The organism is Brevibacillus sp. HB1.1 (genome assembly GCF_013332445.1).
Lineage (GTDB): Bacteria > Bacillota > Bacilli > Brevibacillales > Brevibacillaceae > Brevibacillus > Brevibacillus porteri.
In genome coordinates, this window is sequence record NZ_JABMIV010000006.1 from 213,950 (window position 1) to 237,212 (window position 23,263).

The window sequence follows — 23,263 nt, forward strand, 5'->3', positions numbered from 1 at the left end:
TAACTAATCAACCAACTCAGGCTGGAAGCGCTGGGCCAATAATCGGGTCGCTCTCGCAGGATCAATCTCATACACGAGCAGTTCCTCGCTCCCTGAAGCTGCGACACACAGTCGTTCCCCCGTAGGCGAAATCAAAGCCGTCGTCACCTGTTGATTCGGAATCGCGTAGTTCACGCTGGCAAAGTAGATGTTGTTTTCCAAGCTTCGGCAAACCATTGCCCCGTTGTAAAAATCGGGATTGCTGACTTCCCCTGTAAACATCGGATGGAAAACGATGCTTGCCCCGCGGCGTGCCGCCCACCGTACCGTCTCTGGATACCGCCATCCTTCATGACAGATGACAATTCCAAAAGCCACGCCTTCCATTTCAAACAACTGGCGCCCTTCACCAGGAACATAATCGAACAGATCCTCATCTGGATCAATCTGATTTTTGATTTGCATCCCGAGGTCTTCTCCACTTTTTCCGATGACAAAGGCGACCAGATGATACCCGCGCTCATCCTTCCATTCTATCGGCAAAATCACGGCGAGCTTGCATGCCTTTGCCATCGCACGAATCTCCCCTAGTGCTCCCAGCTGAATCTGGTGATCGTAGGCTTCCACTTCATAGCCTACTCCTCGCAGCCCCGGAATGACGGATTCAGGAAAGCAAATCAGATCGCAGTTGTTGTTGGCGGCATTTCTCATCTGCTGCTTAATGATCGCAAGCCCCTCCGCCGCTGATTGGGGAAACCTCGTCTGGGCCAAACCTATTTTCATGGGTAGATACCTCTTCTATGTTAGATTTCCTTTTATCTTTGTGAAAAATTCAAATGTGTCAGCCTGTTCGGGCAGAGCAGACACCTGTGCATCCCCTAGCTCGAGGATGGTCCACGAGCCATTTTCCAGCTTTGCGATGTCCATGGTAAAAAAGCGGCTCTTAATTTTTTTCGCTACCTCTAAAAATGTCTGGAGGTCTGGCGGCGTATCGTCATATTGTCCTTCTTCCCAGTAATTTGCCATGTACATGGGTTCGCCATCCAAAAAGAAAACGCGATATTCCTGAGATAATGGCATGTTGCTCTGCGAGTGATGGGTCAAAAATTGAAGCTTCACAAATTCTCGAAAGACGATTCCCTCATTCAACTCATCCTGCTGCAGCTCCAGAAATCGATTGGTCACTTGCTGTACCTTTTCTTTATCGGAAGCATCGGGGATATAGCAAGCCTCATTCCAATCGTGCTTTCGAGATTTTACAAAATCTTTGATCATAATCGGAGACTGACCAAATCTATTTACGATCCGATGCACGCTCTCAAATGACGCGTCTATCTCTTCCTTATACAGCCAGACCGAAAGCGGTGTGAAATCTTTGATGACTTCATAAGATTCAGGCAGGTAATGGCAATGCGCGTACTTTTCGGGTGTATTGATTAACTCTATATTTTGGGCTAGCAGGGCGTTGTACAATTTTTGGTACAGGAATGGTTTTAGCATCCATCCCCTGTAGATAGCCGTTACTTATTCAGGAGCGGGTTGTATTTGTTTCACAGCCGCTAACGGGTTGTCATGGTATATCAATTGTTCCAAGCTGATCAGATGAATGTCCAAGCAGAGTTGTTTTGCACACGTATACTCATATTCGTAGGTTTCATCGACTTTGTTTTCTTGAAATGGCTGGCTGCAAAATAAGACTTTCATCTGCGCGATCCTCCTCCAGATGCTAGAGAAAAAGTAAGAAAAAAACAGGGATTTCTACATCCTTCCATTATACAAAATAATTCTTCCCATGCAAAAAAACCGTCAAGATAAGTCCTGACGGTTTCCTCATTTTGCTGGTTTATCGCTTTTGGACACGTAAAACAGGTACTTTTTTCGGTTCAAAGGTGTCTGCCAACACCTTCTCATGGATGACATTCAGCTTGAGCAAACTCGAAATTTTCCCGGTATCCGCCTTCGACATGAGGCGCCAAAGCGAAGGATCTGGCAAGGCGTTGTAGAGGCGATCATCATTGTATTCTCGCCGCTCCTGATAGGAGATCAGCAGCTTGTATTCGCCTTCCTCTGCGCTGCCTGCTTCGCTGTAAGCTTCAATCAGTTTCCCCCGCAGCTCGTTCAACTCTTCCTCTACCTGCTTTTGAATTTCCTTCAACTCGTAGTAGCGAGCAATCGGTTGGTCCATCCGCTCTTCCTCCTTTGGTTACCCCTGTACCCAAAATCCATATGAGAAAAAGTCGGTTGGTAGAACCATTCGCTGGTAACGAAAAACAGCCTCCTTTTTCATTTCCGTCATGAAAAGGAGGCTGCGTATCAAGCTCTACAATTTTTACTTTTCAATCATCGTGTTGATCGCTTCACCCGGGTGTTTTTTCAAGAAAGTAGAATACTCTACTTCCCATGGATTCCATTTGCCGTCACCTTGGTAGCCCCAAACAGAATTAATGCGGGAAACGGTATCTGTGTTGTTCATACCTACAAGTCGTTGCTCTCCTACCAGCTCAAATGTACCGTTCGCATCCATATCGACTGGAGTCAGAGAACCGAATGGATAGGAGAATACAGAAACAGCATCTTCTGTTGGCTGTACTTTGCCTGCTTTGTCATACAGCTTGGCAGCTACGTATACATCCTGGTTGGCACTCACATCAAGCGTCAGCGGCTTATCCAGATGGGAGCCTTTGCCTTCTACTTTAAAGCCATCTACGAATTTCCCCTCGTACCGGATTCCTTCGTTTTCCTTTTCACCAAAAATCACGGCTGGCTTGTTGTTTTCAAAAGTAGCGATTACGTGGCTGTAAACACCGCCGCTTCCACCAGTCGCTGTTTTAACGAAGGCATCTGCAACATGATCACCCGTGAAGTCTACGAGAGTCAGCTCGCCTTCATAGCCGCCCAGCTCTTTGATATCCGTTTGGCTATAAGCGCCGGATTTTCCGTCTTTCACTACGATGTTCATATTGGAAGCATAGATGTCATCTGCTTTTTCCTTTTGGCCGACCAGATATACGATGTCATCCTTTTTATCGCCATTGACGTCAGCCGTTTTTTGATCGATCACATAGGTGTTTTTGTCGAGTTTCAGTTCAGCCGCAGCCGAGAAAAGCTTTCCTTTTTCAGAGTCTGCGTGAGCTACTTGTGTATTCATTGCAGAAAATCCAGCTACGCCTACAACCCCTGCAAGCAGCAAATATGTAACAGGCTTCATCCATTTTTTATTCATCGTTATGGCCTCCACTAAATGGTAAGTTATTGGTTACATTTACTACTATAGGACGACGCCTGTTCCATTTCGTTACAAAAGGTTTACGAATGATATACAAATAGTAAACAGCCCATTACTTGACGTTTTCTAACACACTTTTGATAATGGCTGGCGAGTCTTGACGAATGTTCAGATTGTAATGCTGTCTGACTGCCTGATAGACGGCATCTACGTTTTTGCTGCTTTTATTTTTGCGATAGGCAGCCACTTGCTTGGCAAACTTCGGATGGTGGATGAGATCACGGCTCCAGTCCCATACGCGAGGCTTCATCGCATCCTTGCGTGCCAACTCCAGCATCTTTGGGAAACGCGGAACGAAATACTGAAAAATTTTCCCCCTTGCATTCTGGTATTCCTTCGTTTCATCGATGGAGTACTCTCCGTTGTCCTTATATGGTTTGCCATTCACAAGGATGAACCCACGGAGTTGAACAGGCAGCATGCCATCTAACAGCTTGACTTGGTAATACTCCCAACCCTCGGCCGTCTTTTTCCCCGGCAGAACGAGCGTGATAAAGTGAAACAAGCGTTCATAAGCATATTCCTGCCCGTATTCGTTCGGACCAGGGTCCATGCTAAGTGGTGACTTCGGATAAATGTATCCTTCTTTATCGACTTCAAATCCAGGCAAGCCTACCTCGACTGCCCACCGAACGGCAACATTCTCCGAGTCCTTCAGGTCAATCCCCCCATGATAGGGTCGGGTTGCTCCAAACATCCGGTAGAGTACCGTTGCGACGAATTCCTTCGTTGCCATCTCATCATCAATTTCGTCTGGCATGACGTATCCAGCCTGAATAAGTGGCTTCAGGCGAGCATCCATATGGATTTGGGCACGACTTTGGATTACTTGTTCGTCTTCACTTGTTAGACGCTTGAGGCTCCTGATTCGCTTGTCCAGCTCATCCAGATTCACATCTGCGGGATAAGCTGGGGGAAGTGTTCCGATAAAATCGTACACATTCCATAGAAATCCTTTTTTCGAGGTTTGAAATTTCAGGTTATAAGAGTAGTACATTTTGTTTAGTGATTGTGGATCACCACCACCATGCATGTCCGAGAGAAAGTCACCAGACGAATAGGGACGCACCCCTACTGGAAGCGGTTGCGGATTCGTAATAGAGACCATCTGTTTATTCAAAAACAAGTACTTTTCCGGATTCGGCGGTAGCTTGTATGTAATCTGATAGGTAGCTGCTTCTGCCTGCATTTGAGGCAAGGGAGCAGTTAACATGACCGCAAAGCAAATTGTACATGCCAGAGCACCGATCATCATTCTATTCCTATTCATTCCAAAATCATCCTTTTTACATAATACTAATTAGATGAAAAAATGAACAATGTCGTTTCTCACAGATAAAAAAAACGACCAGGCTCATGCATCTGGTCGCTGTAAAAAATGTTTGTCGTTGCTCTTATGCTGTTATTCGGCATCGGCTGTAGAAGCAATCGGCTGCACACCCATGTTCTCCAGCTTTTCATAGATATCCTTTAATTTCGGATTTCCCTCACCGACAATTTCCCCGGAAATTACGACAAGCGGATACCATAAATCTTCCTCGATAATGCGATTCGCCCAGCTTTTGTCATCGTCTGTCTGCGGCTGTTGAAAGTCGCTATAAACGATGCGGATGCTGTCACTCCCATATTTGCGAGAGAGTGCCGCCTCCAGCCACTCGGCTGTTTCCTTTGCAGATGGCAAATTGACGCAGCTTGCGCACAATTGCTCTGTCCCAAAAACCTTGATATCGACAGTCACTATATCCGCCCTCCCCCGGGTCAGCTAGCTTAGGACAATGCTTGTTCCAGGTCCTCGATCAAGTCCTGAACATCTTCAATACCAACAGAGATGCGCACCAAGCCATCCGTAATGCCCAGCTCAGCACGGCGCTCTGCCGGGATAGATGCATGTGTCATGCGTGCAGGTACGCTGATCAAGCTCTCCACTGCACCCAGTGATTCAGCCAACGTGTAGTATTTTACCTTTGCCAACACTTCGTCAGCACGCTCTGCGCTTCCTACGTCGAAGGAAATCATGCCACCAAAGCCACGCGCTTGCTTTTGAATCAGCTCATGACCGGAATGGCTGGACAGTCCAGGGTAAATGACGCGTTTGATGTCACTGCGCTCAGACAGCCATTTTGCTATCGTACGTGCGTTGTGCTCATGCTCTTCCATCCGAATTCCCAGCGTCTTCATACCGCGCAGCAAGAGCCAAGAATCTTGTGGCCCGAGCACTCCGCCAATTGCATTTTGCACAAAATGGAGGTCTTCGCCCACTTGCGCATCTTTTGCTACGACCAGACCTGCTACTACGTCGCTGTGTCCGCCCAAATATTTCGTTGCGCTATGGAACACGATGTCAGCACCGAGATCCAGCGGATTTTGCCAGTATGGTGTCATGAACGTGTTGTCTACCACGAGCAGCACGCCTTTTGCTTTCGCGATGCCTGCCAACGCGCTGATGTCGCTTACTTTCAGCAGCGGGTTTGTCGGTGTTTCCATAATGATTGCTTTGGTTTCCGGGCGAATTGCCGCCTCTACTGCTGCCAGATCACTCGTGTCTACATAGGTTGCTTCCAGACCCATACGGGAGAATACACGTGTAACGACGCGGTAAGTACCACCGTATACATCGTCACCTACCACGAGATGGTCGCCTTTGTTGAACATGGAGAGGATGGTAGAGAGTGCCGCCATACCAGAACCAAATGCAAAGCCACGAGCGCCGCCTTCGATTTCTGCGATGTATGTTTCCAAAGCGTGACGAGTCGGGTTCCCGGTACGGGAGTATTCGAAGCCCTTGTGAACGCCAATTGCTTCCTGTTTATAAGTACTTACCTGGTAAATTGGAACGGATACGGCTCCTGTATGTGGATCTCCATCGATTCCGCCGTGGATCAGACGAGTTTTGATACGCATCTTAAATTCCCCCCTGGTAAATTTTCTTGCTTAGATAACGTTCGCTGCCGTCAGCAAACAGTGTAACGATATTCGTCCCTGGAGCAGCTTCTCTTGCTTCGCGCAGTGCCGCTGCCATAGCTGCACCTGAGGAGCTGCCTACGAGCAAGCCTTCCTTGGCAGCCAGCTGCTTGACCAGATCGAATGCTTCCACATCGAGAATCGTGTGAATAGCATTGAAGTAGCTCGTATCCATGAATGGAGGCAAAAACTCCATGCCGATCCCCTCTGTTTTATGCGGGCCGGATTCTCCCCCATTCAAGATGGAACCTTCTGGCTCGACAATTACCGTTTTTACGTTTGGGTTTTGTTCTTTCAAGTAACGAGCAGCACCCATGAAAGTACCACCAGAGCCCGCGCCTGCCACAAATACGTTTACTAGGCCGTCCATTTGACTCCAAATTTCCGGACCTGTTGTTTTGTAGTGTGCGTCTGGATTTGCCGGGTTAGCAAATTGCTGTGGTACAAAAGCACCTGGAATCGATTCTGCGAGTTCTTTTGCCTTGGCAATTGCCCCCTTAATCCCCAACTCTGTCGGTGTATTGACGACTTCTGCTCCGAGGGCACGCATCAGCTCTTGCTTTTCCTCGGAAAACTTCGCTGGTACGCAGAAGATGACTTTATAACCAGTTCCTACAGCGGCCAGCGCTACACCAATTCCTGTATTTCCTGCTGTCGGTTCGATAATGGTACCACCTGGGGCCAATTGGCCATTCTCCTCTGCGGCACGAATCAACTCCATGCCGAGTCTGTCTTTTACGCTGCCTCCTGGATTAAAATATTCCAGCTTGGCGAACAAGCGGACACCTTCAGGGAGCTCAAATTGTGTAATTTCGACGATCGGCGTATTACCAATCAGTTCCTTCACATTACGAAATACGTTCACGAAGATCTGACTCCTTATATTGAAGTACTTGCTTCTTTCTTTTTCATTATAACATGCAAAGATTACAAAAAGTCCATGCTACTAAACTTCGGTGTGTCAGCGGAACTTCAAAGTGTCAACAGGGCATGTAAGCCATGGATTTCTCACCATGGTATGATTATAATAAAGGAGAGGTTGGAAAGGAGTGAATGTAACATGGATATCATGGATCAAGTACAAGAAGTTCTCGATAAACTGCGTCCTTACCTGCAACGTGACGGCGGAGACGTACAACTCGTTGATGTAGAAGATGGCATCGTGAAGCTGCGCCTGATGGGTGCTTGCGGTAGCTGCCCTTCCTCTACCATCACCCTGAAAGCAGGAATCGAGCGTGCACTGGTGGAAGAAATCCCAGGCATCAAGGAAGTTCAACAAGTATTCTAATCCAGTCACATCGACATGAAAGCAGCTACAGCAACCGCGTAGCTGCTTTTTTCATTTCCTCTTCCCCATTCCCTTTTCCAAAAAAGCTACGACGCGCTTCTCGTATTCCTCTGGAACTAACGGATAACTGCGGACGTGACCCGCTCGCGGTACGATCCAAATCTCGGAATCTTTGTCTTGCGTCAGCTCAAATAGTCGTTCGCTGTTCACCATGGGGATCGTCGTATCGCCTGTTCCGTGTATAAAAAGGATGGGTTTTTCCGCTTGCTTGACTGCCTGATACGGATTGACGTCACGCGGATTAGCTCCTAGCAATATAGGACACAAGGTAAGGATGAGCCAGTTGAATGGAAAGCGAGGCAGGCCCGTCCACTGCGGCAAGTTCTCAACCAAGTATTCACGCAAGGAATAGAATGGAGAATCCGCTACAATCGCAGTGATGCGTTCATCCACTCCTCCCACCATCAAGGAGGTTGCCGCCCCCATGGAAAATCCGACGAGACCCAGTGTATGTTCCGGCTTCTTGGCTGCCGCAAAATCAATGGCCCCCCGCAAATCCTGCTGTTCCCGAAGACCAATCGTAGTCAGCGCATCGCTGGACTCACCCGCATTTCGAAAGTCAAACATCAGGACGTCAAAGCCGGCATGAACAAGTCTTGCCGCTAGTGACAGAGCGGGAAGATGCGGTTCTAATCTGTTTTGGCTATACCCATGGGCGAAGACTACAGTACGTCCATTGGAGACTTTCCCATTTTTTTCAGCTGACAAGTACCATCCAGCTAACGAAATGGTCGTTTCCCTGCTCGAAAAAACGATGGATTCCACCTGTTCAATCCCAAAATCTCGGGGGATCATGTTAACCGGCTTTCGTACAGGATGCGTCAAGCGCCAGGTTACGTGAAACGACACGGCTACTGCTGCAATCAAGAGTAGCAATAAGAGTCCTGTGATTCCTACAAAGAACGTGTTCATATGGCAGTCAGAGGTTCCCTCCCACTTAGTACAGCTACGATGTTAGCAGCAGCCAGCCTCGCCATCTCCGCCCTCGTTTGCACAGTTGCACTACCGATATGTGGCAATGCGACTACATTTGGCAGCTGCAAGAGCGGGTTATCCATCGGGACAGGCTCGACCGCAAAAACGTCCAGGCCTGCCGCCCATATTTTTTTGTCTACCAACGCTTGATACAATGCGGACTCATCGACTGTCCCACCACGAGAAACATTGATAAACACAGCGGTTTCTTTCATGAGCGAAAATTGTTTTTCCCCCATTAACATGCGTGTGTCCTCTGTCAGCGGTGTAAGCAGAACGACGTAATCGGACTCTTGCAGAAGCTCCGCCAAATCAGCATACCGTGCTCCTGTCTCTTGCTCAGCCTGCGGTTTGCGATTCCGGTTGTGATACAAGATCCGCATGCCAAATCCTTTGGCGCGTCTCGCCACAGCTTCCCCAATTCGCCCCATCCCAATAATCCCCAGGGTCGAACCATATATATTTTGTCCAGCCATGAGGGTCGGACTCCACGATGTCCATTCCCCCTGCAATAAAAATCGATTGGCTTCCGTCAATCGGCGGCCTGTTGCCATCAATAAAGCGAAAGCCAAATCGGCTGTAGACTCTGTCAGCACATCAGGCGTGTTGGTTACGATGACCTCGTGTCGCCTGCACGCTTCCCAATCAATATTGTCGTAACCGACTGCCATGTTCGCCACGATTCGGAGTCGTTTTGTACGCGCCAGAAATTCCTCATCCACGCGTTCTGTCAGCATGGTCAAGACGGCATCTACATGTTCAATCTTTTCTAGCAACAACTCACGCGGGATCGGCGTATTTTTTGTCCATTGCTCGACCTCGGCTACTTTTTCAAGCATCGCGATCACTTCAGGATTGAGTTTCCTCGTAACGAAAACTTGTTGCTTGATCATCTTTTTTCCTCCACAACCAGTCAATTTGTGGAATGGATACGTCATAACGCTGTGCAATGAATAGGGGATACTTTCGAAGTCCGTCTTCCATTTTGGTTAGCTCGTCTTCCAACTGCGTTTGCCATGCTTGGATGTTGACTTCCTGGCGCTCTTCTACTGGCAGCTCCATATAGGTCTCCACGAGCCTCAAGAACCTGCCTGGGTAGAGCATGAGCGCATAAATCACGGCATATTCAGCTGGCTGTAGCGCAGAGACGCTGTTGTAGCCGTCGAGAAAGCTGGTCACAGCCTCTTCATTCCAGCCGTTTCGCTTTGTCTCGGCTTTGATCCACTGCCCCACATCACGAGTACGCATATCAAGAACCCAGTTCCATTCACCTGCCATTAGACGTACATCCTTCTCTTTCCATAGCATATACCCTTGATCAAAATTTTGGTAGGCTACTTTCCCGAGACTAGCTGTTTCCTTCACAACTTTATCGTATCCAGCATCCAACAAATATTGAACGGACAATTCACCAAGCTGAGTAATGTAGGTGAAGCAGGTCAACAAATATTCATCCATTGGCGCGAGCTCTACATTATCCTCATCCATCTCATCCCGGTACTCATTAAAATTCCGTAGCTTTTTACGCCACATACTCGGCCAGTTGCCAAGAGAGCTATAAGGGATAAACATCTTGTCAGATGAAAAATCACTCGTGGCCAGATGGAACTGTGCGAGTGATTGGCCACTGGCATAAAATGGATTGTCAGGAACCGCCTCCCGCACGCCTCTGTATAAATAGTAAAGCTGCTCATCATCAACGATGTGAGCCTGCCCGCTTGTTGTATTCACCAGCTTTAACAAGCGAATGTTTTGCTGTTGACTCAAATGATTTTTTACTTTTTCAATAAACTTGCTTTTGTATTTATATCCGGCTGGCGCCTCGAACATGTAGTAAAGGCCTCGATCCGTTTCCAGTACCTTGCTTGCCCCCGTCGTGCGATATCCCTGGAGTTCAAAACCGTACTTCTCCTGAAGAAGCTCTTTTTCTTCCATACAGTCGTTCACCCTCCTTGCATACTGCTCTTCTGGCATTGTATGTCGTTAGATCGGGATAGGTGCCTATCTGTATGCAGATACTAGATACATTCATGCCGACTTTCTGGGTGCTGAAAAGTCGACGTTTTGAACACGCACGTGAAAAAGGAGGAACCCCAAGCATGAGTGAGCATCCACTAAATAGTGAGAGTTGTCTGGACTTCGTTATTGAGCTTTTGGAAAAACGAGGAGTCAGTATGAACGACATTGCTGAAATTGTCATGTTCCTACAGTCAAAATATATCCCGGACATCACCTTGGACATGTGTCTGGACAGCGTTACTGCCGTCTTGAAAAAACGTGAGGTCCAAAACGCGTTGCTGACTGGGATTCAACTCGACATCCTCGCAGAACAAAAGCAGCTGCTTCCTCCGCTCCAGGCGATTATTGAATCAGACGAGCCTCTCTATGGCATAGACGAGGTACTCGCCCTCGCCATCGTCAACCTGTACGGGAGCATCGGATTCACCAACTTCGGTTATGTAGACAAGCTGAAGCACGGCAAACTCGCCGACCTCAACGACAAGCGTTTTGGTGTCCACACTTTTTTGGACGATCTCGTCGGTGCGGTCGCAGCAGCCGCCTCCAGCCGTATTGCCCACCGCCAGAAGCAGCAGGAAGAATGCGCAGAATCATAGGGAGATTCGTCGCTGCCATTCAGGCAAATCTTCGGCAATATGGGTAGGCGCAGCATGATGCTTGTCTGCTTCTTCGCGGGTGGAATAGCCTGTCAAAACGAGCAAGCTGTCCAAGCCGCTGTTGGCACCTGCCTCAATGTCCGTATATAAATTGTCCCCGACGATCAGCGTGTCAGCCGCAGCAGTACCAAGCTGATCCAGAGCATATCGGACGATGATGGACTCTGGTTTGCCAATCACGATTGGTTTGGTCGCAGACGCAACGGAGACGGCTGCCACCAGTGAACCATTGCCTGGGAACAGACCGGCATCCGTCGGCAGGGCTGCATCTGCATTTGTAGCGATAAAGGTTGCTCCTGCACGGATAGCGCGTGCGGCGATCGCCAGCTTTTCATACGTAAAAGTACGATCAATCCCAACAATGACATAAGCCGGATCTTCTTCTGTAATCACATAACCTGCATCCGTCAGCTGATCATGCAAGCCCGCCTCTCCAATCACGTAGACGCGTGTACCCGCTGGTGCTTGCTCTCGTAAATAAGTAGCGGTCGCCATGCTCGTGGTATATACGTCCCGAGCCTCTGCCTCTATGCCCATTGCCACCAGCCGTTCCGCCACGTGCTTTGCAGAGGCTGAAGAATTGTTGGTCAGGAACAAATACGGAATCTGATGAGTTTTTAAGTGGGTGATGAATGCTGCGGCTCCCGGAATCGCTTCTTTTCCCCGATAAATCGTTCCATCCAGATCAAGTAAATAGCCTTTATATGGTTTCACGTTGTTCCATCTCCCATCTGTTTCGTAAGCCGGTTGTACAAGCTCTCCCCTCTTAGTGTAAACCTTCGTCCTTTCTATCGCAAAAAAAGAGGACCCGATCGGCCCTCTTTTAACGAACAATGCACGGAAGTCCACTTATTTCTTGAATTTAACCATGATTGGCTTGCCGTCTTCTAGGTTCATTTCCCCTTTATGACGGACATACACGGTCTGGTTCCCTGGAAATGTCGGTGGATTTTCGGGATCAAAATCCCGCCAGTTTTTTTGCTTGCCAACTGCGTACTCCATGTATGGCGTCGCGTTGACAAGCACATTATTATCATCATCTGCCTGTACATCCGGCGGCAACTGCTCGATTTTTCCATTATGGATGCCGAGCTTCTTAATGACTTTGTCATGTTGGTAGTCATACGCTTGGATGACGACATCATTACCGTACACTTGCAAGCGCAGTCCTTGCTTGAAAGCCCCTCCATCCGGCGCGACTTTTTCGCCGCCGTCTGGACCGGCTGACATCCATCCCGTTTCAATCCCGCCCGTGTTTACGACGGTAAAACCGCGTTTGTCTCCGCCTTTGACTTTCTTTTTGCCTGCCCAGTCCGGTAGGTTCAGATCCCAATGGGTGTGACTCGTGAAGAAAACGACTTGTGGATAGTCTTTCAAGATGTCAAGGAGCTTGTCCACCTTCAGGTAATCGTTCATGTATGGATTTTGTTTGGAGCCGGAGACACTGTCTGGAAGCACATGGTGGGAGAATACGAAAATGGGCTTGTTCTCGTCCTGCTTGCTGTAATGCTTCAGATTTTCTTTCAGCCAATCCAGTTGCTCGTCGCTCATGTATACTTCATCCCACAATTTTGGATCGTGGTATTTCATGTATTTTTCTGTGCCGAGAAAGAGAAAGGGATATCCATTGATTTCTTTCTGGTGATAGACTTTGTCTTCTCCGCTGAATTCGTAGAAGTTATCGAACAACTCTTCTTCCGTTGTGCCGTTTGGCCAGCTACTTTGTGCAAGCGTTTGGGGATTCTTCCACTTCGGCACATAAAACTCATGATTACCGATGCTGTACCACACGTTTTCAGGGTGAGGATTTTTATCGAGTACATCTTGCACGGCTTGATATTCAAAATCATAGCCGCGAGGAGTAATATCACCGTTAATGATCAGCGCTTCGGAATTTGAATTTTCCTCATTGATGTCTTGCAAAACGTGATCAAAATCTCGGAGGTCTCCTTGGATGTCACTGATCACGTCAAATGTCATCGTCATCTTTTTCTCTTTTGCATGAGCGGAATCATCGACTGGAAGGATTCCACCCAACAAGATGGCAGAAGCAGCTATACTTGATACCATTTTTTTCATTACGGATCACTCCTCATCTGTTTTCGTCACGACACCCACCCGAATAACCAATATTATCCTGCTATCATTCCGCCTTTCTGTTGTTTTCCCTGTGTTTTGTTGTTTTTTACACCATAAATAGTAGATGTCCAACATAAAGAAAACGTTAAAACAACATTAAGATTGCGAGAATGTAGTAAAAGGGTACTTAATACCTGCCTGTTTACAGAAAAAAGGCACAGGATCCTAACCGAATCCTGTGCCGGGGAAATCTTGTAAACAAAAGAAAAAAATCCACCCGATTTGAGTGGACTTTCGTTATAGCTCGTTATTTCGCTTCCTTGATGTGGAACACGCATTTGTCTCCGCCTTTTGCCATGCACGTGGTTTGCTCGACATTGGCATTCAAGACCCGACGGAACAACGAGAGTTCACAGCTACACGCTTGGTTGAATTCACGAGCTACTTGCGAGATTGGGCAATTGAACTCCTGAATCCGATAGCCGTCTCCATTTTCGTCCTTTTCCCATTCCACCATGTAGCCTTTATCGTTTTGCAGCTCGGCTAGCTTGGCTACACGCTTTTCCAAGTCACCTTGCATGTGGGAGCGATAAGTCTCCTCCAAGCGATTCTCGCGGCGTCTAAATAGCATTTCTATTTTGGACAAACCATCGATTTCCTTTATGTCTTGTAAAAAATCTAATGTCAAATGAGAATAATTGCGCGGGAACAGTTCGTCTGCTTCCTGCGACAATGAATAAACATTCGTTGGGCGTCCCATCGCTTGGCGAACAAGCGTAGACTTGATCAAATTATCTCTCTCCAGGGTGTTCAAATGACGTCGAACCGCCATTTCAGTAATCCCTAGCTCGACGGCCATGTCGCTGACAGGGAGTGAACCTTTGACCTTGAGCATGTGCAGGATTTGATCACGAGTGGACGTTCCTTCGTTTGTCATACGTATCACCGTCCTTTCTCCCTATTGTAGTGGATCAAGACGTTTTAGTAAACAAACGAAAGTCTTTTGTATAAAATATCCGCTACCTAGTGTTGGAATGAAAACATTTTAAAACAGTTCTTTTTTCAAGAAGGCTCTCACCTGTGGCTCAAACTGACGAATGGCACCGGCAGCTTCTTCTACCAGGCTGTACATCTCATTGACCGGCACACTTGTATAATCATTAACCAGATGCTTGCGGAAATCAGTAACACGTGTCAGGATCAAAGCCTGTTCATCCGTGATGACTTGCTCATCCCGCAAAATTTCCACGATGTCGCTGTAGCTTCCTGGATCGCGCATAATGAATCCGTCGATCAGCGCGTTTCCGACATCCACTATTCCTTCGATAGACAAGTGCAGGGCTCGCTCCATCGCTGCAACAGCTACTTCATCTGCCAAAACCGCTTTGGCTCCTCGTTCGCTGAGCTTGTCCAACAGATCAAGCATACGAGACATATGTTCCAATACTTGGTCGATTCGTTTTGTATTCACGTCGTACATATATTTCTCCTTACTTTCGCTTTTTTGATTTGCGTTTTGAGTAGTAAACGGTAAACACAAATGTTAGCACCAGGACGAGAAGCACCAATTCCCCTTCCTGCAAATAGGAATTGCTCACCGGTTTCACCTCTTTTCATTCCTCAGTATACCAAATTTGTACGACCTGTCACGAATCACGTTCGTCTTTTGATCACGGGTGCTCATGTAGCTCCCCTACACTACACTCCGCTCCTCCTTCTACAGGTTCTCGCCACTTTCTCGGTGCTGAAAAGACGACTTTTTGATCGTTCACTTTATGTTACAATGATGGGGTGAATTTTTGCCGGCAAGCATAAGGGGAGGAACACACTGTGGAACGCGAATTGGCTCTGGAAATTGTGCGGGTAACGGAAATGGCTGCACTCGCCTCTTCTCACTGGATGGGACGCGGGAAAAAGAATGAAGCAGATGGAGCAGCGACCAGCGCCATGCGCGCCATGTTTGATACGATTAACATGAGGGGTACCGTCGTCATTGGCGAAGGTGAACTGGATGAGGCCCCCATGCTCTATATCGGTGAAAAGCTCGGTAATCCGGAAGCAGGCGGGCCTGAGGTAGATGTGGCGGTTGATCCGCTAGAAGGAACGACGATTGTCGCCAAGGGTCACAACAATGCCATGTCTGTTATCGCCATCGGCGACCGTGGAACACTGTTGCATGCACCAGACATGTACATGATGAAAATGGCCGTCGGCAAACGTGCTGCCGGACAAATCAACCTTTACGATCCCGTGGATAAAATGATAGAGGTTGTAGCAAAAGCAAACAACAAGCGCGTGCAAGATGTAACGGTCATTATTCAGGAACGCGACCGCCACCAGGCGATTATTGACGCCATTCGTGAAAAGGGTGCGCGAGTGAAGCTTTTTGGAGATGGCGATGTAGGTGCTGCGATTGCTGCCTGTCTGCCGCATACAGGGATTGACCTGTTCTTGGGTATCGGTGGTGCGCCTGAGGGCGTGATCAGTGCCGCGGCGATCAAGTGCCTGGGTGGCGACATGCAAGCCCAGCTCAAGCCGCAAAACGACCTCGAGCGCGAACGCTGCATCAAAATGGGGCTCGACAATCCGGAACAGCTCTTGACGCTGAACGATCTGGTCAAAGGGGACGACGCCATTTTCGCGGCAACAGGCGTCTCTGATGGAGAGCTGTTGCAAGGCGTGCGCTATCTCGGTGATGATATGGTGGAAACTCATTCGATCGTCATGCGTGCCCAAACCAAAACCATTCGCTTTGTCCGCGCTGTACACAATACCGAACACAAACCAAATCTTTTATGGAAGTAGAGGGATACCTATATGGCAAATGATTTGTTTTACTTGTACGACGAAGCTGAGGATACGCGAACGCGCTTTGTCAGCTTCACGGGCGAAGCTACACGTTTTGACCTCGCGATTACAACGACCAACCGTTTTTATGGGAAGGCGATTGTCATCAACATTCAAAATGGACGCTCCGCTATTATTGGACATGATGATCTGGAAGAAGAAGGCTATCTGGAATTCGCGTTCAACTTGAACGAGAGTGAAGCAGAAGAATTGAAATCATTTTTGGAAGCAGCTATTTAATTCACCAAAGGAAGAGCGATTGAGGGCTCTTCCTTTTTTTATTTGTAGCTCCCGCCCATTTCCTACTGGACAATGCTCCTTACAGGCGTATGCCTCGTATACTGCTACTGCACAGACAGATAACGAGAGGAGTGCGAATCGCATCATGCAATCTTATCCATACGACCAAAGCTCATACGATCAAAACTCATACGATCAAAGCTCATACGACCAAAACCAATACCATCAAACTCAATATGATCAAAACGAATACGATCAAAACCAATTTGTTCCCGCTCAATATGACCAACCACCTTATTACTCAGCAGACCAGGATTTTCGATACATTCCAGAAGATCAGGCACATCCAGTCTTTTTCCGAAGAAGACGAGGTCCTGAAGTCGTTGTCGTCCCACAGCCATATCCTTGGTGGGGATGCAATACATGCTGGCCTGGCTATTGGCCCACATGGGGCTGGCCTGGTTGGGGACCCGGTGGGTTTGGTGGTCCTGGTGGGTTTGGTGGACCCGGTGGTTTTGGTGGTCCCGGTGGTATTGGTGGACTCGGTGGTATTGGCGGACCCGGTGGTATTGGCGGACCCGGTGGTTTTGGCGGACCCGGTGGTTTTGGCGGCGGTTTTTAGAAGAAAAACGAAAAGAGCCCTGACATACAGGGCTCTTTTTTATGCTTCGGTTATTCTGAGTCATTTTTAGGATTCACGTTTCGGCGTATTTGGTCCTGTTGGGACTTTATCGCGTTCGCGATTGGGTTTCAATTGATTGGAACGGCGCTCTCGTGAGTTGGAATCCTTGCCGTTTTTATCGGGTCGATCCTTTTGAAACTTTGGCTTCTCCCCGCGCTCGTTTCTCCCTGCCCCATTGCGATCAGCGCCAGCATTGTTCTGGCGATCCTGTTTATTTTGACGCGGGTGATAGCGTCTGCGATCTTTTCGTTCTACAAAAGGCGAAGAGCCACCCTCTTCACGGGGGATGTCCTGACGAATATCAATGATGACATCAAAGCCAGATTCGTCATGCCCGCTCTGGTCGTCACCGTTGCCAACGTTTGCTTTTACCTTGCGTAAAACGAAGTACGGACAACCAAAATTGCAGAACTCATGCAGGTACTCATCCAAAGCGGCGATCCGCTGCTCGAACGGTACTTTGCGATTAGCGTCAGTATAAAACCCACGAAGACGAAGCTGACCATAGCCCCAGTCCCCTACAATATAATCGTACTTGTCGAGGATGTCGCTATAGCGCTCCTTGAACGCTTCAAGGTTCCAGCCGTCTCGATTTACTTCCATGACTTCATAAGTACCGGCTTGCGTGCGAATCAAACTCGCTTCCTCCTTACGCATGTATACTATGTCCATCTTATCATATTTCACGCAACATGAGCTAAATTTCCCACGATAACTGACCTGTGCCTTTGGACATTCTATCGTGTAGGGGGTGTTACCATTGAAAAAGACATGGTTGTATCCTGCGATTGCAGGGATTGCGCTCTTAGCTACTGGTTGTTACAACAATGCTGCGCCTAACTACACACATCCGAACAAGACGATGTCGTACCAGTCTGCTCCGCACGTTCGAAATTTTGATGGAATGCACGTCCGTAACTACGATGGCATGCGCTCGACAAACATTGACGGGTATCATCACACTCGTAATTACAATGGCACAAGCACCACAAATTTCGACGGCATTCACACCCGCAGCTACGATGGCATGCGTGACGGGCTTCATGTCCGCAACTACGATGGCATGGGACTGACCAACAATGCTGGGATTAACAACGGTGTCTATCCACATGGTACCTCTCCACGAGCAAATGTAAACAACTACAACGCCTTCACCAGCGGGATGAGACCGTACAATGCCTTTACGGATCATAAAGCTGGTATGGGTACGGGTACAGCAGGTGTTTACAATACTCCGACTGGAAGACACCATTCCATTTATCAACAGCATTCTTGGAATCGCGGTGGAGCAGGAGTCATGCAAACCGGAATGCCACGCATGGGCTATGCGCAGACTGACCGTCAGCATATGAAAACCGCCAGTGTAACAAACGTCTATGTAGACCGTGATGCATTGGCAAAAGCTGTAGGGAATGTCACTGCCAGTTGCCCTGGCGTTCAGCGTTCTACGGTCTTGGTAACGGATAAAGAAGTTTTTGTAGGTGTGCACACACAAGGAGCAGATGCGCACACAGCGAAAAAACAGGCAAAAATGAACGCTGAATCGGTTTCACCACGCTATTACAAAGTGTATGTTACCGATAATCCGAATGACATCCAAGAAATCGCTCGTGTAGCAAGCCGCTCCAGCAACGTGAGTACAGCACGTACAGAAGATGCGAAAAGCATTGAAACGCTTATCAAGCGTATGGGTGGAACATCCCATAACGTGAAGGCAACTCACAAAGCTACAACCAGTCGCTAAAGTCCTCTCCCCCATATAGTGAAAAACCCCCTCTTTTCCGCTCGTGTAGGGCGGCTGAGGGGGTTACTTATTATTGCGCTTTCGGCATGGATTCTTTCGCAATCGTTTCCTTCGCGGCACTCGCCTGCTCATGAGCGTGGTACGAGCTACGTACTAATGGACCTGACTCCACGTGACTAAAGCCACGCTTCATGCCTTCATCCTTCAAGTGAGCGAATTCATCTGGATGGTAAAATTTTTCTACCTTTAAATGCTTCTTGGTCGGTTGCAAATACTGGCCAATCGTCATGATGTTGACGTCGACAGAACGCAGGTCATCCATCGTTTCGATGATTTCCTCCATCGTCTCGCCTACACCAATCATCAGACTGGACTTCGTCGGAATGCTCGGCTGGAATTCCTTCGCCTTTTTCAACAGTTCCAGCGTCCGATCGTACTTGGCTCTTGCCCGTACGCGATCTGACATCCGGCGAACCGCCTCAATGTTGTGGTTTAGTACGTCAGGCTTTGCGTCCATGACCACTTTTAATGCATCCCAGTTCCCCATAAAATCGGGAATCAATACTTCTACAGAGGCAAACGGCAGTCGACGACGAATCGCACGAATCGTATCGGCAAAAATCTGTGCGCCTCCATCTGCCAAATCATCACGAGCAACGGAAGTAACAACGACATGCTTCAAACGCATTTGTTCTGCTGCTTCTGCTACACGTTCTGGTTCAGCTGTATCCAGCTCCGTCGGTAGTCCCGTTTTTACTGCACAAAACCGACAGGCTCGGGTACATATATCACCCAAAATCATGAAAGTTGCTGTACCGCTTGCCCAGCATTCATGAATGTTGGGGCATTTTGCTTCTTCACAAACGGTATGTAGCGTCTTCGTGCGCATGGTTTGCTTAAGCTCTTTAAAGCTGGCTAGTTCTGATCCTGAAACAAGGTTGATCTTGAGCCACTCCGGCTTGCGTTGCGTCATAGGGCTCACTCCTCATGTGACATCATGATACAAGACAATAACAATCTCCATTATAGAGGTTGGATTTCGGAGGGGCAACCTCTTTCCTCCCCCGGAAACAATTACCCGATCCGATGCACGGTATGACGGTTCTCTTGACGAAGCAATGGCTCCAGCATACGCAGCTCTCGTTCATGACAGGTGAAAAGAAACACTTGCTGTTCTTGTGCCAGCATCGCGACATAGTCAAGCGTTCGACGCAGACGCTCTTCATCATAATGGACAAAATGATCATCGAAAAACAGCGGCAATGGCTCCGACTGCTTGGCATGATGCACCAATGCCAAACGCTGGGCAAGGTATAGCTGATCAATGGTCCCCGTGGAACATTGGTCCTGTTCGAGCACCATTTGTTTGGTCGGCGAAAGCAAACGGATGGCAAATCCGTCACGGGGATCGAGTCTGACATCCCGATACGCTCCCCCTGTAATATGCTCGATGACCTCCGAAGCCTGCTGATTTACAGCAGGAGTGCTATCCCGTCTCCATTCCCCTACTGCCTCCTGAAGCATTTCCCGAGCCAGCTGAAGGGCATCCCGCTTATTTTGCAGCTGACGAAGTGCTGCCTGCGCTTCCTCAAGCTCATCAGTCGCGCGAGATAATGACAGGCTCTCATGAACCGCCATCTCCCCATTTCCTCTGGCCATTTGTTCCCGCAGCTCCTGCAGTCTCTCCTCAATCTCCACCATCTCGATACGTAATTTGCCTTGCTCTGTCTCAAGCGCGTTTTTCTCCTGATCAAGTAGGGTTCGAAGTGCCTCCCCCCAGCTTGCAGACAGATTAGCCTCCTGCTTCGTTTTCGCCATCTCGGATAGTAGCTGCTCAGATTGTTGCGTGCGCGTGCTTTTCAGTAGCTCTTCCCGTCTTTCCAAAAATGTATCCCAATTACTCGCCCCCCATTTCTGAACGAGTATGGCGAGTTCGGCATCGAGTGAAGCGATCTCTTCTTGTACTCTTTGACTTTCCTGTACCGTATCATTTTCTGCTATCTGTTTCGGTTCGCCCGTACTCTCTTTTACTCGCAGCAAGAAAACCCCAAAGCCGAACAGCAACAAAGCGGCAGTCACAGAAACTCCTCCCAGAACGGGATGTCCACTCACGAAGCCGATTACCCCGAGAACAGAGAATATCCCTGCGCCGCCCCACATGAGTGCAGCTCCCCGCTTCCTTTTCGCCTGATTGCCTTGGCGAGTCCTTCGTGATGCTGTACTTCGCGGACTTGTAGAAAGGGCCGATACAGCCAGTGACGCCAAACTAATATGCAATGCTTCTCGCTGTTTGAGCAATTGTACGCCTTTTTCATAATCGTGCTGTAAGGGTATGAGCTGGTCATCACTCTGTTGTACGACTACCGTCGGCATGTTTACCTGAGTGAAACCACCTCTTGCCTCTTCGTGAATAGCCAGCTCGGCTTCAGAGCGAGCCGTTTGCTCCCACCACGTCCAGTCTTGTTGACTGACAGGGGCATAGCTTCGTTGCCAGCGTTCCTGCAACGCTTTTGCTTGTCCGGTTGAGCGATCCAGACGCTGCTCCAATCTGCTGCGCCGCAGTTCTAATTGCTGACATTCTTCTGTGGCTTCCGCTATTTGCAGCGTCAGTTGGCTGATCGTTCGCCACGCTTCTTTTGCGTTTTCCTTCTCCTGCTCTTTTTGCGCCACCTTCGTAGCGGCTTTTCCCAAAAGTGTATTTTCGGCCCGTTCTTTTTTGCCGATGACCGCAACCTCCCGATCCAGCTCCGCCAAAATTTGTTGGACAGCCGGATTGGCTTCTTCCGCAGTCGTAAAAGTCGGAATCAAATGCTCAGCCGCCTGAAGCGGTTCCCTCCTGATCCACGTCAAATCCGTAAATAGACTGCGTGTAAGGCCCGTATGCTTTTCGATAAAATTCCGTTCCTTGCGTCTGTCTTCCAAATAAAGATCAGTCATTTCCGTCCATTCGGGGTCCAAAAAGAGGCGCGCATCCTCCCGTTCCTTCGTCAACTGACGATGGAGGCGATAGGTTTTGCCCGCTAATTTGTACGTAATGATCGTTTCGTACGCACCACTCTGCCACGGACGGTATTTTTCATATTCAGGCAAGTATCGCGCGGATTTGACGTAATCGCGCTTCATTCCATACAAGGCAGCGAAAATACCTTGTAGGATCGTTGATTTTCCTGACTCATTAGGGGCATAAAACAGATTGATGCCTGGAGCAAAACGAAAGGTAGCATCCTGCCATTTTCCGAAGCCCCCCAGCACTAGCTCCTCTATTTTCATCGAATGGTCCCTCCAATCCGCGCCAAAGCCTCTTGCTTGGCTAATCTGACGATTTCTCGCTCGTCCTCATTTTGCACACGGGACTCCGCCTCTGCCAGCTTGGAAAGCCATCTCCCCCAGACGCCACCCTCTGTGATCAGCTTGTCCTCATCCACATCAGGCCAGGTCCGGTCTGTCAGCTGCAGCACAAAAAAACGGGAAAATCGCTGTTGAAGGACGGACAATGGAGGCTGAAAATGCGCAGCACGTTCTCCAGTCAGCGTGATGTACATCATATCGGAATCCTTTTCCTCAGCGAGTTGTTGCTCCATCCGATCAATGAGCTGCTCAGTCGTTTCGACTCCATTCCCTTTGATATCCAGCTTTCTAATTTTGCGTGACTGGACAGGAATCGCCGTGAGCCGCAATCTGCCATCATGATCTAGCTCTCCATACAAAACATTACGTTCTCCCGCTTCCTTACTCGTCAATCCTTCTGGAGAGCCGGGGTAAGCTGCGAACGGTTGTTTTTTGACAGGATGTATGAATTGCTCCGGCTTGTGAATGTGTCCCATCGCAACATAGTCCATGCCCGTCTGTACGAGCTGCTGCAAGGTGACAGGCGCATACGGATGATGCTCTTCGGTACCTGAATCGGAAAGCACACTGGCATGCAGAACCATCAAATGATGGGCATACCCTTCCAATTTGCCTGGAAACGTCTCAAGTGGCGACTCGTACACATGTGGCTGCCCAAAGCCCCAGCCATAGATCACGCACGACTTTTCGGGAAATTCATACACACCCCACTCGGGTGTAAACCAGTAGACGTTCCCTGACCATTCCAACGTTTGATAAAGCGAATCTGCTCGCCACGGATCGTGATTGCCAGGTGCGATCACAACAGGGATTGGTGCGATGCTGGCAAAAAGATCACGTAAAAACATCGCAGTTGATCGTCTTCCCCCGTGGTATTCCAGCAAATCTCCGGCAATGAGCCAGAAGTCTGCTTCCTTTTCTCGGACGAGGTCACGGATTCTTTCCATCGTTTGACGAAAATCATCCTGACGCAGCTCGTAACGCTCCCCCAACATTTGAAGCGGCGCATCCAGATGGACATCCGCTGTATGAATAAATGACAGCACGATCAATTCCACTCCTCACATGAAACAGACGAACATACTTTCCCTTTATGATA

The 23,263-nt window shown here is 48.6% G+C and carries 26 protein-coding genes; 6 read left to right on the forward strand and 20 right to left on the reverse strand.

Annotation, left to right across the window (positions count from 1 at the left end):
- Window positions 1–3 precede the first annotated feature (3 nt).
- From HPY27_RS17520 to HPY27_RS17555, 9 genes are all read right to left on the reverse strand, one after another.
- Window positions 4–762, reverse strand: a complete 759-nt coding sequence (locus HPY27_RS17520) for a carbon-nitrogen hydrolase family protein (protein WP_174225566.1) — start codon at window positions 760–762, stop codon at window positions 4–6.
- Between the two features lie 15 nt (window positions 763–777).
- Window positions 778–1,479 carry an ATP-grasp domain-containing protein gene (locus HPY27_RS17525; protein ID WP_254612921.1) on the reverse strand — a complete coding sequence of 234 codons (702 nt, stop codon included), beginning with the start codon at window positions 1,477–1,479 and terminating at the stop codon, window positions 778–780.
- 24 nt (window positions 1,480–1,503) lie between these two features.
- The gene (locus HPY27_RS30155; RefSeq protein WP_254612922.1) at window positions 1,504–1,683 is read right to left on the reverse strand and encodes a hypothetical protein; all 180 of its coding nucleotides are present in this window, start codon (window positions 1,681–1,683) and stop codon (window positions 1,504–1,506) included.
- A 139-nt stretch (window positions 1,684–1,822) separates the two neighbouring features.
- The gene (locus tag HPY27_RS17530; protein ID WP_017251357.1) at window positions 1,823–2,164 is read right to left on the reverse strand and encodes a hypothetical protein; all 342 of its coding nucleotides are present in this window, start codon (window positions 2,162–2,164) and stop codon (window positions 1,823–1,825) included.
- Window positions 2,165–2,308: 144 nt separating this feature from the next.
- The gene (locus tag HPY27_RS17535) at window positions 2,309–3,202 is read right to left on the reverse strand and encodes a hypothetical protein (protein ID WP_173622946.1); all 894 of its coding nucleotides are present in this window, start codon (window positions 3,200–3,202) and stop codon (window positions 2,309–2,311) included.
- Between the two features lie 115 nt (window positions 3,203–3,317).
- Window positions 3,318–4,535 carry a hypothetical protein gene (locus HPY27_RS17540; RefSeq protein ID WP_254612923.1) on the reverse strand — a complete coding sequence of 406 codons (1,218 nt, stop codon included), beginning with the start codon at window positions 4,533–4,535 and terminating at the stop codon, window positions 3,318–3,320.
- Between the two features lie 132 nt (window positions 4,536–4,667).
- Window positions 4,668–5,003 carry a YuzD family protein gene (locus tag HPY27_RS17545; RefSeq protein WP_106834341.1) on the reverse strand — a complete coding sequence of 112 codons (336 nt, stop codon included), beginning with the start codon at window positions 5,001–5,003 and terminating at the stop codon, window positions 4,668–4,670.
- A 29-nt stretch (window positions 5,004–5,032) separates the two neighbouring features.
- Window positions 5,033–6,166, reverse strand: a complete 1,134-nt coding sequence (locus tag HPY27_RS17550; protein WP_017251361.1) for a bifunctional cystathionine gamma-lyase/homocysteine desulfhydrase — start codon at window positions 6,164–6,166, stop codon at window positions 5,033–5,035.
- 1 nt (window position 6,167) lies between these two features.
- Window positions 6,168–7,091, reverse strand: coding sequence for a PLP-dependent cysteine synthase family protein (locus tag HPY27_RS17555; RefSeq protein ID WP_174225567.1), 924 nt, complete (start codon window positions 7,089–7,091; stop codon window positions 6,168–6,170).
- Window positions 7,092–7,286: 195 nt separating this feature from the next.
- Between HPY27_RS17555 and HPY27_RS17560 the strand changes: the two genes are divergently transcribed.
- Window positions 7,287–7,514: a NifU family protein gene (locus tag HPY27_RS17560; protein WP_007715787.1), complete on the forward strand. Its 228-nt coding sequence runs from the start codon at window positions 7,287–7,289 to the stop codon at window positions 7,512–7,514.
- 51 nt (window positions 7,515–7,565) lie between these two features.
- Here HPY27_RS17560 and HPY27_RS17565 read toward each other — a convergent pair whose 3' ends face one another.
- From HPY27_RS17565 to HPY27_RS17575, 3 genes are read right to left on the reverse strand one after another with little or no spacing between them, the layout of a single operon-like run.
- Complete coding sequence (locus HPY27_RS17565) at window positions 7,566–8,486, reverse strand: alpha/beta hydrolase (RefSeq protein ID WP_017251362.1); 921 nt, start codon at window positions 8,484–8,486, stop codon at window positions 7,566–7,568.
- Complete coding sequence (locus HPY27_RS17570; RefSeq protein ID WP_017251363.1) at window positions 8,483–9,442, reverse strand: 2-hydroxyacid dehydrogenase; 960 nt, start codon at window positions 9,440–9,442, stop codon at window positions 8,483–8,485. Before HPY27_RS17570 ends, HPY27_RS17565 begins: the two co-directional genes overlap by 4 nt.
- On the reverse strand, window positions 9,399–10,484 hold the full coding sequence (locus tag HPY27_RS17575) for a protein kinase family protein (protein WP_017251364.1): 1,086 nt from the start codon (window positions 10,482–10,484) through the stop codon (window positions 9,399–9,401). Before HPY27_RS17575 ends, HPY27_RS17570 begins: the two co-directional genes overlap by 44 nt.
- A gap of 164 nt (window positions 10,485–10,648) precedes the next feature.
- On the opposite strand from HPY27_RS17575, the gene HPY27_RS17580 reads away from it, so the two are divergent.
- On the forward strand, window positions 10,649–11,164 hold the full coding sequence (locus HPY27_RS17580) for a phosphatidylglycerophosphatase A family protein (RefSeq protein ID WP_017251365.1): 516 nt from the start codon (window positions 10,649–10,651) through the stop codon (window positions 11,162–11,164).
- On the opposite strand, the gene HPY27_RS17585 is transcribed toward HPY27_RS17580, so the two are convergent.
- From HPY27_RS17585 to HPY27_RS17600, 4 genes are all read right to left on the reverse strand, one after another.
- Window positions 11,159–11,938, reverse strand: coding sequence for a TIGR01457 family HAD-type hydrolase (locus HPY27_RS17585; protein WP_017251366.1), 780 nt, complete (start codon window positions 11,936–11,938; stop codon window positions 11,159–11,161). The two genes, HPY27_RS17580 and HPY27_RS17585, sit on opposite strands and share 6 nt — an antisense overlap.
- A gap of 135 nt (window positions 11,939–12,073) precedes the next feature.
- The gene (locus HPY27_RS17590) at window positions 12,074–13,303 is read right to left on the reverse strand and encodes a DUF4073 domain-containing protein (protein ID WP_017251367.1); all 1,230 of its coding nucleotides are present in this window, start codon (window positions 13,301–13,303) and stop codon (window positions 12,074–12,076) included.
- 307 nt (window positions 13,304–13,610) lie between these two features.
- Window positions 13,611–14,240: a helix-turn-helix transcriptional regulator gene (locus tag HPY27_RS17595; RefSeq protein ID WP_026043310.1), complete on the reverse strand. Its 630-nt coding sequence runs from the start codon at window positions 14,238–14,240 to the stop codon at window positions 13,611–13,613.
- A gap of 108 nt (window positions 14,241–14,348) precedes the next feature.
- The gene (locus HPY27_RS17600; RefSeq protein ID WP_017251369.1) at window positions 14,349–14,783 is read right to left on the reverse strand and encodes a DUF86 domain-containing protein; all 435 of its coding nucleotides are present in this window, start codon (window positions 14,781–14,783) and stop codon (window positions 14,349–14,351) included.
- Between the two features lie 350 nt (window positions 14,784–15,133).
- On the opposite strand from HPY27_RS17600, the gene glpX reads away from it, so the two are divergent.
- From glpX to HPY27_RS17615, 3 genes are all read left to right on the forward strand, one after another.
- Entirely contained in the window at window positions 15,134–16,108 is a 975-nt protein-coding gene (gene glpX / locus HPY27_RS17605; protein ID WP_173622943.1) for a class II fructose-bisphosphatase, read from the forward strand.
- Between the two features lie 12 nt (window positions 16,109–16,120).
- The gene (locus tag HPY27_RS17610; RefSeq protein WP_017251371.1) at window positions 16,121–16,390 is read left to right on the forward strand and encodes a DUF3055 domain-containing protein; all 270 of its coding nucleotides are present in this window, start codon (window positions 16,121–16,123) and stop codon (window positions 16,388–16,390) included.
- Window positions 16,391–16,535: 145 nt separating this feature from the next.
- Entirely contained in the window at window positions 16,536–17,012 is a 477-nt protein-coding gene (locus HPY27_RS17615; protein WP_174225568.1) for a hypothetical protein, read from the forward strand.
- Window positions 17,013–17,078: 66 nt separating this feature from the next.
- On the opposite strand, the gene HPY27_RS17620 is transcribed toward HPY27_RS17615, so the two are convergent.
- Entirely contained in the window at window positions 17,079–17,744 is a 666-nt protein-coding gene (locus HPY27_RS17620) for a YutD family protein (RefSeq protein ID WP_174225569.1), read from the reverse strand.
- Window positions 17,745–17,823: 79 nt separating this feature from the next.
- Here HPY27_RS17620 and HPY27_RS17625 point away from each other — a divergent pair, with 79 nt between their 5' ends.
- The gene (locus HPY27_RS17625; RefSeq protein WP_173622941.1) at window positions 17,824–18,816 is read left to right on the forward strand and encodes a YhcN/YlaJ family sporulation lipoprotein; all 993 of its coding nucleotides are present in this window, start codon (window positions 17,824–17,826) and stop codon (window positions 18,814–18,816) included.
- 70 nt (window positions 18,817–18,886) lie between these two features.
- Here the strand turns inward: HPY27_RS17625 and lipA are convergent, their stop codons facing one another.
- The 3 genes from lipA to HPY27_RS17640 form a co-directional block, all read right to left on the reverse strand.
- A complete protein-coding gene (gene lipA / locus HPY27_RS17630) occupies window positions 18,887–19,789 on the reverse strand; it encodes a lipoyl synthase (protein WP_017251375.1) in 903 nt (300 codons plus the stop codon).
- A gap of 101 nt (window positions 19,790–19,890) precedes the next feature.
- Entirely contained in the window at window positions 19,891–22,086 is a 2,196-nt protein-coding gene (locus tag HPY27_RS17635; RefSeq protein ID WP_174225570.1) for an ATP-binding protein, read from the reverse strand.
- Window positions 22,083–23,210, reverse strand: coding sequence for a metallophosphoesterase family protein (locus tag HPY27_RS17640; protein WP_174225571.1), 1,128 nt, complete (start codon window positions 23,208–23,210; stop codon window positions 22,083–22,085). The genes HPY27_RS17635 and HPY27_RS17640 overlap by 4 nt, the downstream gene beginning before the upstream one ends.
- Window positions 23,211–23,263 lie beyond the last annotated feature (53 nt).